At 57.3% G+C, this 12219-nt stretch carries 11 protein-coding genes and 4 tRNA genes; 2 read left to right on the plus strand and 13 right to left on the minus strand.

The features are described from left to right. Positions 1–218 precede the first annotated feature (218 nt). The 11 genes from AKL25_RS07280 to AKL25_RS07330 all read right to left on the minus strand — a co-directional run bounded on the left by AKL25_RS07280 (position 219) and on the right by AKL25_RS07330 (position 9866). A tRNA-Asp gene (locus AKL25_RS07280) sits at positions 219–295 on the minus strand. A gap of 27 nt (positions 296–322) precedes the next feature. Further along, positions 323–398 (minus strand) — tRNA-Val (locus AKL25_RS07285). Between the two features lie 48 nt (positions 399–446). After that, positions 447–719 carry an HU family DNA-binding protein gene (locus tag AKL25_RS07290; RefSeq protein ID WP_050476996.1) on the minus strand — a complete coding sequence of 91 codons (273 nt, stop codon included), beginning with the start codon at positions 717–719 and terminating at the stop codon, positions 447–449. Between the two features lie 285 nt (positions 720–1004). Beyond that, a complete protein-coding gene (gene lon, locus AKL25_RS07295) occupies positions 1005–3413 on the minus strand; it encodes an endopeptidase La (protein WP_050476997.1) in 2409 nt (802 codons plus the stop codon). Positions 3414–3710: 297 nt separating this feature from the next. Then, positions 3711–4976: an ATP-dependent Clp protease ATP-binding subunit ClpX gene (gene clpX, locus AKL25_RS07300; RefSeq protein ID WP_050476998.1), complete on the minus strand. Its 1266-nt coding sequence runs from the start codon at positions 4974–4976 to the stop codon at positions 3711–3713. Between the two features lie 332 nt (positions 4977–5308). Further along, complete coding sequence (gene clpP, locus AKL25_RS07305; RefSeq protein WP_050476999.1) at positions 5309–5935, minus strand: ATP-dependent Clp endopeptidase proteolytic subunit ClpP; 627 nt, start codon at positions 5933–5935, stop codon at positions 5309–5311. A 53-nt stretch (positions 5936–5988) separates the two neighbouring features. Beyond that, on the minus strand, positions 5989–7335 hold the full coding sequence (gene tig, locus AKL25_RS07310) for a trigger factor (protein WP_050477000.1): 1347 nt from the start codon (positions 7333–7335) through the stop codon (positions 5989–5991). 208 nt (positions 7336–7543) lie between these two features. Further along, positions 7544–8887: an amidase gene (locus AKL25_RS07315; protein ID WP_050477001.1), complete on the minus strand. Its 1344-nt coding sequence runs from the start codon at positions 8885–8887 to the stop codon at positions 7544–7546. 3 nt (positions 8888–8890) lie between these two features. Further along, entirely contained in the window at positions 8891–9337 is a 447-nt protein-coding gene (locus AKL25_RS07320) for a CreA family protein (protein ID WP_420840708.1), read from the minus strand. 132 nt (positions 9338–9469) lie between these two features. Beyond that, complete coding sequence (locus tag AKL25_RS07325; protein WP_050477003.1) at positions 9470–9667, minus strand: DUF1653 domain-containing protein; 198 nt, start codon at positions 9665–9667, stop codon at positions 9470–9472. A 112-nt stretch (positions 9668–9779) separates the two neighbouring features. Beyond that, positions 9780–9866 (minus strand) — tRNA-Leu (locus tag AKL25_RS07330). 362 nt (positions 9867–10228) lie between these two features. Here AKL25_RS07330 and hpnC point away from each other — a divergent pair. Continuing rightward, positions 10229–11038, plus strand: coding sequence for a squalene synthase HpnC (hpnC, locus tag AKL25_RS07335; RefSeq protein ID WP_050477004.1), 810 nt, complete (start codon positions 10229–10231; stop codon positions 11036–11038). A gap of 105 nt (positions 11039–11143) precedes the next feature. Here the strand turns inward: hpnC and AKL25_RS07340 are convergent, their stop codons facing one another. Both AKL25_RS07340 and AKL25_RS07345 read right to left on the minus strand, forming a co-directional pair. Further along, a complete protein-coding gene (locus AKL25_RS07340; protein WP_050477005.1) occupies positions 11144–11488 on the minus strand; it encodes a hypothetical protein in 345 nt (114 codons plus the stop codon). Positions 11489–11728: 240 nt separating this feature from the next. Beyond that, positions 11729–11935, minus strand: coding sequence for a hypothetical protein (locus tag AKL25_RS07345; RefSeq protein ID WP_050477006.1), 207 nt, complete (start codon positions 11933–11935; stop codon positions 11729–11731). Positions 11936–12107: 172 nt separating this feature from the next. On the opposite strand from AKL25_RS07345, the gene AKL25_RS07350 reads away from it, so the two are divergent. Beyond that, a tRNA-Met gene (locus AKL25_RS07350) sits at positions 12108–12184 on the plus strand. The last annotated feature ends 35 nt before the right edge of the window (positions 12185–12219 follow it).

The raw sequence follows: 12219 nt of genomic DNA on the forward strand, positions 1-12219 counted from the left end.
GCTTAGTTTCCTAAGCAGGTTTTTGTATTTTGGCGGAGTGGACGGGCTCGCCTACATGCTGCAGGCCGCTGATGCGCTTGCAAGCGCATCCCTTCGAGCCCCGCCGAGAGCCGCGCAGGCGGCTCTCTCCACTCCGCTGGTGAGACATGCCCGATGGGCATGAAATGGAAATACAAATAAAAAAACCTGCTTAGTTTCCTAAGCAGGTTTTTGTATTTTGGCGGAGTGGACGGGGCTCGAACCCGCGACCCCCGGCGTGACAGGCCGGTATTCTAACCAACTGAACTACCACTCCTAAACTATTGCTGACCGTTTGAGATTCTGGTGGGTGCTGAGAGGCTCGAACTCCCGACCCGCGCCTTGTAAGGGCGCTGCTCTACCAACTGAGCTAAGCACCCGCACCTAACTCAAACAATCACTCGCCATCTGTCAATGACGAAAGACCGCTAGTTTAGCGCATCTTTCAAAGCTTTGCCAGGTTTAAATTTGGGTACTTTCGCTGCCTTGATCTTGATCGCGTCGCCGGTACGCGGATTTCGGCCGGTACGCGCCGCGCGCTTGCCGACGGAAAAGGTACCGAAGCCAACCAGCGTGACGCTGCCGTTCTTTTTCAATGTGGTTTTCACTGCGCCGATGACGGCATCAAGCGCTCGGGCCGACGCTGCTTTGGAGATATCCGCAGACTTGGCAATGTGATCGATCAATTCGGTTTTGTTCACTTACGCCCCTTTAGACAAAGATTGGATTTCGCAACGGCGTCTTCCTCTGTGAATGAAGCCAGACGCTCATCACACGCAATGCAGAAAAATCTGCAGAAGGTATTAAACAAGCCGCAAATCCTTGTGTCAAGCGGTTTACAGAGGAATGACGCAGTGTAAAAAACCGGTCTTAACAAATACGTAAAACATTTTTATCTTTTGCCAACGACATAAAAAAAGCGCTCCGGAGAGCGCTTTTTCAGCTTGCCCGGCAAACCATCGGTTTGCCGGGCAATCAGGACAACATCAGTGTTTCACGACGCTGGGATCTGTCGATTCTTCCTTCGGCGTCACCGCCGCGACAACCGCTTCCTCTTCAGCCAAAGGGGTCGGCTCACGCTCCAGGGCAATTTCCAGCACCTTGTCGATCCAGCGTACCGGCACGATTTCCAACTTGTTTTTCACATTGTCGGGAATCTCGGTCAGATCCTTGACGTTTTGCTCAGGGATCAGGACCGTCTTGATGCCACCGCGATGCGCCGCCAGCAGTTTTTCCTTCAGGCCGCCGATCGGCAACACTTCGCCGCGCAAGGTGATTTCGCCGGTCATCGCCACGTCGGCGCGAACCGGGATGCCGGTAAACACCGACACCATCGCCGTCGTCATCGCAATACCTGCCGAAGGACCGTCTTTCGGTGTGGCGCCTTCGGGAACGTGAATGTGGATGTCGCGCTTCTCGAACACGTCGCTCTTGATGCCAAGCTTCTGCGCGCGGCTGCGCACGACGGTACGCGCTGCTTCGATCGACTCTTTCATCACGTCGCCCAGAGTACCGGTGCGAATCACGCCGCCCTTGCCCGGCATGGTCACGGCTTCGATGGTCAGCAAATCGCCGCCCACTTCGGTCCATGCCAGACCAACGACCTGGCCGACCTGGTTGTCTTTTTCGGCGATGCCAAAATCGAAACGACGCACGCCGAGGAATTTGTCCAGATTGCGCGAAGTCACGGTGACCTTCTTTTCCTGTTTCTTCAGCAGCAGCATCTTCACGACCTTGCGGCAGATCTTGGACACTTCGCGTTCCAGCGAACGTACGCCGGCTTCGCGGGTGTAGTAGCGAATGATGTCGCGGATCGCCGATTCGGCCACGGTGATTTCGCCTTCTTTCAGACCATTGTTCTTGATCTGTTTCGGCATCAGGTAGCGTTGCGCAATGCTGGTCTTTTCATCTTCGGTGTAACCCGACAGGCGAATGACTTCCATCCGGTCCAGCAGCGCCGGCGGGATGTTGAAGGAGTTCGACGTCGCCACGAACATCACATCCGACAAGTCGAAATCGACTTCGATGTAATGGTCGGAGAAGGTGTGGTTCTGTTCCGGATCCAGCACTTCGAGCAAGGCCGACGACGGGTCGCCACGGAAGTCCATGCCGAGCTTGTCGATCTCGTCCAGCAGGAACAGCGGGTTGCGCACGCCGACCTTGGCCAGGCTTTGCAGAATCTTGCCCGGCATGGAGCCGATGTAGGTACGACGATGGCCGCGAATCTCGGCTTCGTCGCGCACGCCGCCCAAGGCCATGCGCACGAACTTGCGGTTCGTTGCACGGGCGATCGATTGCCCCAGCGAGGTCTTACCCACGCCCGGAGGACCGACGAAGCACAGGATCGGCGCTTTCAGCTTGTCGACGCGCTGTTGCACGGCAAGGTATTCCAGAATGCGTTCTTTGACCTTGTCGAGGCCGTAATGGTCGCCTTCGAGGACTTTCTCGGCGTTCGGCAAGTCGTTGTTGACCTTGGATTTCTTCTTCCATGGCAAACCGACCAGCGTGTCGATGTAGTTGCGCACGACGGTGGCTTCAGCGGACATCGGCGACATCAGCTTGAGTTTCTTCAGCTCGGATTGCGCCTTTTCCAGCGCTTCCTTCGGCATCTTGGCGGAGAGGATCTTCTTCTCCAGCTCTTCCAGATCGGCGCCGTCTTCGCCTTCGCCCAGTTCCTTCTGGATGGCCTTGACCTGTTCGTTCAGGTAGTACTCGCGCTGCGACTTTTCCATCTGGCGCTTGACGCGGCCGCGAATGCGCTTTTCAACCTGCAGGATGTCCAGTTCGCCTTCCAGCTGGCCGAGCAGATGCTCATGGCGCTTGGCGACGTTGAAGATTTCCAGGATGACTTGTTTTTGCTCGAGCTTGAGCGGCAGGTGCGCGGCGATGGTGTCGGCCAGGCGGCCGGCGTCGTCGATGCCTGCCAGCGAGCTCAGGATCTCGGGCGGGATTTTCTTGTTCAGTTTGACGTACTGGTCGAACTGCTGAACGATGGTGCGGCGCATGGCTTCCACTTCGGCCTCGTCGCCCAGTTCGGATTCGACTGGTGTCAGATCGGCAACAAAATGGGTGTCCAGCTCGCTGATGTGGTGAATGCGTGCACGCTGTGCGCCTTCGACCAGCACTTTGACAGTGCCGTCAGGCAATTTCAGCATTTGCAGGATATTGGCAACGCAGCCGATTTCGTAGATGTCGTCAGCCGACGGCTCATCCTTGGCGGCGGCTTTCTGGGCGGCAAGCATGATGCTCTTGCCCTGCTCCATTGCGGCTTCCAGAGCCTTGATAGACTTTGGACGACCGACGAATAAAGGGATCACCATATGCGGGAAGACAACAACATCCCGCAACGGCAACAGAGGCAATTGCGTTTGTTCTGTGAGAGTAGAAGTCGTCATGGCGAGCCTTATCAAAAGTTACTGTTAGTGATGTTGGCGCGAGCTGCTAAAACACAAGCCCAAACTGAAATAAAAACACGACAACTTTTTGGCGTAATGCACTTGGCAAAGTAAAAACTGCGGTTGATAAAGTAATAAAAAGACAAGGATTCCGCAAACAAAAAAAGCCACACACGAAGTCGCCCTCGGGTGGCTTTACGATGGAAGCCGAAGTGATGTTCGCGGTTTATTGTACCGCTTTTAGTTGCAACGGATTCCATCCGGTATTTTTTGCTCCCGGATGGCTTCCGCCTGTGATCAGCCTCCCGAAACCTTGGGCTGTTCGTGGTAGATCAGCAAAGGCTTGGCGCCGTTGGTGATGGTGTTTTCGTCGATGACTACCTTGGCGACATTCTGCTGGCTTGGCAGCTCGTACATCACGTCCAGCAGCGCATGTTCAAGGATGGAGCGCAGACCCCGCGCACCGGTCTTGCGCGCCAGCGCCTTCTTGGCGATGGCTTGCAAGGCGGCCGGGCGAATCTCAAGCTCGGCGCCTTCCATTTGCAGCAGCTTGGAATATTGCTTGATCAGCGCATTCTTCGGCTCCAGCAAAATCTGGATCAGTGCTTCTTCGTTCAACTCGTTCAACGCTGCGATCACCGGCAAACGGCCGACCAGTTCCGGAATCAGGCCGAACTTGACCAGATCGTCCGGCTCCGCATGCAGCAGCACTTCGCTGGCGGTCTTCTGGGTCTGGCTCTTGACGCTGGCGCCAAAACCGATGCCGCTCTTTTCGGAGCGTTCGGAAATGATTTTCGTCAAACCATCAAATGCGCCGCCGCAGATGAACATGATGTTGGTGGTGTCGATCTGCACGAAGTCCTGGTTAGGATGCTTGCGGCCGCCTTGCGGCGGCACCGACGCCATGGTGCCTTCGATCAGCTTCAGCAGCGCCTGCTGCACGCCTTCGCCGGACACGTCGCGGGTAATCGACGGGTTGTCGGACTTGCGCGAGATCTTGTCGATTTCATCGATGTAGACGATGCCCTTCTGGGCCTTCTCGACTTCGTAATTGCAGTTCTGCAGCAGCTTCTGGATGATGTTCTCGACGTCTTCGCCGACATAGCCGGCTTCGGTCAGCGTGGTCGCATCGGCGATCACGAACGGCACGTTCAGCATGCGTGCGAGCGTCTGCGCCAGCAAGGTCTTGCCGGAGCCGGTTGGACCGACCAGCAGGATGTTGCTCTTGGCCAGTTCGACATCGTCCTTCTTGCCGAGATGCTTCAGACGCTTGTAGTGGTTGTACACGGCAACCGACAGAATGCGCTTGGCAGTCTGCTGACCGATCACGTACTGGTCGAGCAATTCGGAAATTTCTTGCGGCGTCGGCAAATCCGATTTGGCACCGGCAACCGACTCGACGCTGGAAGCTTCGTCGCGAATGATGTCATTGCACAGATCGATACATTCGTCGCAAATGAAGACCGACGGACCTGCGATCAGTTTCTTGACTTCATGCTGACTTTTGCCGCAAAACGAGCAATAAAGCAGCTTTTCGCCACTGGAAGATTTTTTCTCGGACATATAGGGCAAATGTGAATAGAGTTCGGCTTGATCATACCTGCGATTTCATGATTCGTCACGGAATCGCCATATTTGCGCGCCAGTAAAAGCAGGTTCTAGCCTACTCCATATGCGTCCGCAAACAAAAAAAGCAATGAGGTGGAAATCCGGCCTTAATCTCGGCATTGATACGCACCATCGACACACGGCATTGACAGTGTTTACATGACGGGCGTTGATGCAGTGCAAAAAGAAAATGCCCGAACCGAAGTTCGGGCATTTGCTGAAAACACAAGAAACAAGGCGGTCAGGAAAGGACGGAAACCGTCCATTCAAAACCGCTCATGACGCCATTACGCGCGCTTTTCCAATACCTGATCGATCAGACCATATTCAGCGGCAGCAGCAGCCGACATGAAATTGTCGCGATCGGTATCCTTGCCGATCTGATCGATCGTACGACCGGTCTTCTCGGCCAGGATGGCATTCAGACGTTCACGCAGGTACAGAATTTCGCGTGCCTGGATCTCGATGTCCGATGCCTGACCTTGCGCGCCGCCCAGAGGCTGGTGAATCATGATGCGCGAGTTCGGCAGCGAGAAACGCTTGCCCTTGGCGCCGGCGGCCAGCAGGAAAGCGCCCATCGAGGCAGCCAGACCGGTACACAGCGTGGAGACGTCCGGCTTGATGAATTGCATCGTGTCGAAAATCGCCATGCCGGCCGAAACCGAGCCACCCGGGGAGTTGATGTACAGCGAAATATCCTTGTCGGGATTTTCGCTTTCCAGGAACAGCAGCTGCGCCACCACCAGATTGGCGGTCGCATCATTGACCGGGCCAACCAGGAAAATGATGCGCTCTTTCAGCAGGCGCGAATAAATATCGTACGCACGCTCGCCGCGGCCGCTCTGCTCGATCACCATCGGGACCATGCCGAGCATTTCTGTATCCAGTGCAGACTGCTTGATGAAACCTGTCATGTGCATTTCCTTATGCGTAGTAGTCTTCTCTGATGTTACCCGAGAAGGTCGAATTACGCTTGCGGCTGATTGCCCATCAAGGCGTCGAACGCGACCGATGTCTCGGAAACTTTGGATTTACCCAACACGTAATTGACGACGTTTTCTTCCAAAACAAGAGCTTCGACTTCAGCCAGACGGCGACGGTCGCTGAAGTAGTACTTCAGGACTTGTTGCGGGTCTTCGTAGCTTTGTGCGAAGTCTTCGACTTGCGCCTTGACTTGTTCTTCAGTGGCTTCCAGCTTGTTGACCTTGACGACTTCAGCCAGGATCAGACCCAGGCGAACGCGACGCTCAGCTTGTGCAGCGAACAGTTCGCGCGGCAGTTGCATGCCCTTCGGATCCATGCCGCGTTGCGCCATGTCTTGATGCGCCATTTCAACCAGACGCTCGATGTCTTGCTCGACCAGCGCCTTCGGCACTTCCAGTTCGCTGACCTTGATCAGGGCGTCCATGACGCTGTCTTTGGTCTTGGCCTTGGTACGGGCGCTGACTTCACGTTCCAGATTGCGCTTGATGTCTTCACGCATCTTGGTCAGGTCGCCGTCTTCAATGCCCAGCGACTTTGCGAAGTCTGCGTCGACTTCCGGCATGTGCGCCCATTCCAGCTTCTTCAGCGTGATGGTGAATTCTGCAGTTTTGCCTGCCACGTCCTTGCCGTGGTAGTCAGCCGGGAATGCCAGCGGGAAAGTCTTGGACTCGCCGACCTTCAGGCCGATTGTCGCTGCTTCGAATTCCGGCAGCATGCGACCTTCGCCCAGCACGAACGGGAAGGCATCAGCCTTGCCGCCCTGGAATTCAACACCGTCGATCTTGCCGACGAAGTCAACCGTGGCGCGGTCGCCGTTTTGTGCAACCGGCTCGCCGCCGTCGCCGTGCGCGCCTTGCTCGCCCTTGACGTGGTAGTGCACGCGTTGCTTGCGCAGGATGTCCAGCGTCTTGTCGATCTCGACGTCGGAAACAGCGGAAGTTGTCTTCTCGACTTCAGCCGCGGACAGATCGCCGACCACGACTTCAGGATAGATTTCGAATGTTGCGTCAAATGCCAGCGAACCTTCAGCCACGCCTTCGCTGGTCTTCGGTTCGATCTTCGGATAGCCGGCAACGCGTAAATTATTTTCAACTGCGATGTCGTTGAATGCGCGACCGACCTTGTCGTTCAGCACTTCGGTTTCGACTTGGTAGCCGAATTGAGCGGCGACCATCTTCATTGGCACTTTGCCTGGGCGGAAGCCTGGCGCCTTGGCGGTGCGAGCGCGCACTTTCAGGCGTTTTTCAACTTCAGCCTGCACGTCGGCCAGTGGGAATGTCAGGGTGATACGGCGCTCAAGTTTGCTCAGAGTTTCGACTGCAGTTGCCATGTGAATCGTCCAAAAATTAATAAATTCCGTGGTGCGGCCCGGAAAGAACAAGCATGAAAATCATGCCTTTTGCCCTGCCCGGCCGCGCTAAAGTCCGCTATTTTATACGGAAAAGATGCCGTTGCGCCAAAACGCCCCGGTTCTGTTAATAAAAACGGCCGGCGCCGCCTGCAAAGCGTGCGCCGCCCCTGCCTGCGCGCCTTGCCTGTCAACCCTGCGCCGCGGAGAAAAGCGCCTCTACCGCGCGGCCGATTGCCAGCACGCGCGCATCGTCGCCATGCTGGCCGCAAATGCTGATGCCTACCGGCAATCCGCTTTCAGACGGACACGGCAGATTCAAGGCGCAACCATCCAGGAAATTGATCACGCTCGGATTGCGCAATACCAATCCATTGGTTGCAAAGAAAGTGTCGTCGCTGTCTTGCAAAGCCTGCACCAGCGGCGGCACCACCGGCACGGTCGGCATCAGCCACGCATCGAATACCGACAGACGACGCTGCGCCTGGGCAATGATGCGCCGGCGCGCCGCAAGCAGATCGAGATAATCGGCGGCCGTCTGCTGGGCGCCGCGGCGGATGCGCACCGCCACGCGCTGGTCGTACTGGCCGGCCGAACTCTCCAGCAACTGACGATGCCAGGCCCAGGATTCGGCCGCGCTGAAGCCGCCGCCGGCGTTGATCGCCGGCAACTCTTTCAATTCAGGAAAGGAAAAGCGCTGGATCAACGCGCCGGCACTTTGCAATCGTGACAAGGCCGCATCGAAAGCGGCGCGTACGGTGGCATCCATGCCGTCGCCGACGAAATCATCCGTGACGCCAAACCGCAATCCCGCCAGCGGCACAGCATCCGTTTCCAGAGTCTCGCCCGACAAAATGGCGTCGACGATGGCGCAGCAATCCACGCTGCGCGACAAGGGGCCCGCCGAATCCAAGGTCGTCGACAACGGCACCGCCCCCTGCAGGCTCACGCGCCGCGCGGTCGGCTTGAAGCCCGTCAAGCCGCAAAACGCAGACGGAATACGGATCGAACCGCCGGTATCCGTACCCAGCGCCGCCACAGCCATATCCAGCGCCACCGTCACCGCGCCGCCGGAAGTCGAACCGCCGCTCACCCGCTGCGCGTCCAGGGGATTGCGCGGCGTGCCGTAATGCGGATTCAGGCCGAGACCGGAGAAAGCGAACTCACTCATATTGGTGCGACCGAGCAAAATCGCGCCGGCCTGCCGCAAACGCGCCACCGCAGGCGCATCGGCCTTGGCCGCCGGGGCGTTCGCCAGCGCTTTCGATCCCGCCGCAGTAACCTGCCCCTGCACGTCGAACAGATCCTTGATCGACACCGGCAAACCTGCCAGCAACGACGACACATTGCCGGCGGCCCGCGCAGCATCGCTGGCGCGCGCCGATGCCAGCGCCCGGTCGGCGTCGACACTGATGTAAGCGGCGCCGCCCTGATCGCGATACGAGGCGATGCGTTCCAGCGCCAGCTCCACCAGCTTGACGCTGGTGGTCTGCCCTGCCTGCAATTCTGCTGCGAGTGCCCTGATTGTCTTCATTTCTTATTTCACCGGAATAGGAGTGGATGCGGCGACAGGAACGGCGGTAATCGCATTCATCGGACTACCGTCGATCAGCTTGTCGGAATAGGTCAAATATACCAAGGTGTTGCGCTTGACATCGACCAGCCGCACGATATGCAGACGCTTGAACAGGATCGACATCCGCTCGGAGAATACGTCTTCCTGCTGCGGCACCGTTCCCTTGAACGTCACCGTCGCCGCCACCTGGCGGCAGGCGATGGAAGCCTCCGACTTGTCCTCGGCCAGGCCGACCGTGCCCTTGACGCCGCCGGTGCGAGCACGCGAGACGTAGCACGTCACACCGACTACCTTCGGGTCGTCGTAAGCCTCGACGGCGATGCGATCGTTCTTTCCCAACCAGCGAAACGCCGTGCTGACGTCGCCCAGTTCTTGCGCCCGTGCCGGCAAGACGATAAACGCGGACATCAACGACGCCGCAACGGCCAGATTCAATACTTTACGCATAAGCTTTCCTGCCTGAAGAAGAAATCGACGAAGCCAAGACATTAACAGATGGCGCGCATCCGCCGCATCGAAGAATCACCGGATTCGCAGGTATCAGCCGGCCTCATCCATCGGCGCAAAACGCGGCACGCACTTGCCGTCGACTTCGATGATTTCGTGAAATACCTCTTTCGGACGAATCCAGACCGTACCGTTGGCGGCGCGATAAACAACCATCGGCGTCAGATCCGATTCCAGCGTCGCGTCATGGAGAAACTCGTAAATACCGCCCTTGTAATGCTGGTAGCGCATGCGAACCTCAACAGAAAATTGAATGACCAAAATGAAAACGCCCGGAACAAGATGCGACCGAAGTCAGTACATTCTTGCCGGGCGAACATCACAACATAAACAAAGGGAATGTTGGTGCGAGGGAGGGGACTCGAACCCCTACACCATTGCTGGCGTCAGGACCTAAACCTGGTGCGTCTACCAATTTCGCCACCCTCGCTGAAAGGTGCATCACCGACCGGACTGCGTTGGGACTTTTCAGCGTATTTGCCGGAAAACCAAGCCCTGTCAATGAGGTAGCATTTTTATTGCAGCCCGCTATTCTACTGCAAGCTTGGCAGACTGTCTGCGTTTTTTATACGGCCGTGACGCAATTTTCACGCGGCCGCCGGCGCTTGCTTTGCTGCCAAAACCGGCATGTCGAATCCGCATCGACACGCGCCATCAGCAGATATACAACTCTTCGGAAATCGGCGCCGGCAGATTTTTCCATTACTATTCGGGACAGAAAAAGTCGGCAGCAAGCGCATCGTCTTCGCATCGCTGCGCCCGCCCTCACCTACTCCACCGGATATCCGTTGCATGGCCGTTGACCATTACGAAAATTTCCCCGTCGCTTCGATCCTGCTGCCGGCCCGTCTGCGCCCCGCCGTCAAAGCCATCTATGCCTTCGCGCGCAGCGCCGACGACATCGCCGATGAAGGCGACGCCGAACCGGCGCAACGGATTGCCGCGCTGACCGCCTATGAAGAACAACTGGACCGGATCGAAGCGGGCCAGCCCAGCGTCGCCCCCTTGTTTGCCGCGCTGGCGCATGTCATCCACGAATATGCGCTGCCGCTGACGCCATTTCGCGACCTGCTGTCCGCATTCAAGCAAGACGTGACGACCACCCGCTATCCACACTTCGACGCTCTGCTGGATTACTGCCGTCGCTCCGCCAACCCGGTCGGCACGCTGATGCTGCATCTCTATAAGGCGGCCACGCCTGAGAATGTGCGGGATTCGGACTCCATTTGCTCGTCGCTGCAACTGATCAATTTTTGGCAGGACGTCGCCATCGATTGGAACAAGCAACGAATTTACCTTCCGCTCGACGATCTGCAAAGCCATGGCGTCAGCGAGCAGGATATAGCCGATGCCACCAGCAGCCCGGCCTGGCGCGCATTGATGCAATTTGAAATCGCACGCGCTCGCAGCATGATGATCAAGGGCGCGCCGCTGGCCAAGCGCTTGCCGGGACGCGTGGGTTGGGAGCTGCGCCTGGTGGTGCAAGGCGGCCTGCGTATTCTGGAACGCCTGGAACAAACGCAAGGCGATGTCTTCAGGCACAGGCCGCAACTGCGAGCCTGGGATTGGTGGCTGGTGTTGTCGCGTGCAGTCTGCATGTAGTCGACGCTGGCACGAGTGCCGGGAACGCAAAAAAGCCTCTTCATGGAAGAGGCTTTTTTACGTCGGCGCAACGAGATTTCGTGCTCGCCGCGCCGGAAAGGGAAATTACGAACCCTTGTTCAGATCACTCTTGGGCTGAGGCTGAGACAACTGGGCGTTGCGCTCTGCCGTGGCATCCTTCTTTTCCTGCTTCAGGGCCTGCTTCGCGGCCTTCTTGTCGGCGCGGGCTTGCTGATTGGCGGCCTTCTTTTGCGCCTTGTAATCGGCCTTGGCATCGGCATCAGACTGACGCTTCTGTACATAGGGGTCGCCGGAGACGCCGTTGGCCGTCGAGGCCGGGGCGACCATGCCAGGCGAAGCAGGCACTTGCGTGGTGTTCGCGGTTTGCGCCATGGCGCCGCCGGTCATGGCGAGGAATGCAGCAGCGATAGCGAGTTGACGTGTTTTCATAGGTGAATCTCCTTATTGTGGTTTCAAAATAATTCCGCCGCCCGGCCAGTACCGGAGAGATGCTTCACAATGTCTGTCAGACATCGCCGGACACCGCTCCCACACTGGCTTTGCGAGGGGCATGCAGTAATAGAAACCGGAAATTCAGCTTGGTTCGCCGCCATTTGAAAGCGAATGTTAAAGCGCTTGCATAAAGCACTTTTCACGCGTTCGCGTTGCGCAACCGGATCAGGCTCGTGCTCAACGCTTTTGATGTCTTTTCTTGTAAATCATCTTGGCATCCGCCAGTGCGCGCTCCTGCGTACGCATTGCTTCGTGATCGTCATGCGCAACGAAAAAATCGTTGGCTTGCGCCTTCACCACCATCTTGATCGCATCGGCGTCGTCGACGTCGTACAGTTCCGCGATGAGCGTCGTCACTTCGTCCAGATATTCTTCGTAAGTCATTGCTTGCCTCTCTCTTTGATTGCTCGTGCGCATTGCCCTTGCCCTGCCCGAAGCGCGCAGTGTATGCGCCCCACCCCGCACAAGTCTATCGCTGCGCACAAAATATTTACAGCAAGATCGGGATGAGCGCTTGCTATTCAAATTGATACTCTGTAGACTTCGGCCTCTCAGACGCGGGGTGGAGCAGTCTGGCAGCTCGTCGGGCTCATAACCCGAAGGTCGTAGGTTCAAATCCTGCCCCCGCAACCAATACCGCAACAAGGGCTTGCACATCGTGCAGGCCC

It is taken from the genome of Herbaspirillum rhizosphaerae, assembly GCF_001189965.1.
Classification (GTDB): Bacteria; Pseudomonadota; Gammaproteobacteria; order Burkholderiales; family Burkholderiaceae_D; genus Herbaspirillum; species Herbaspirillum rhizosphaerae.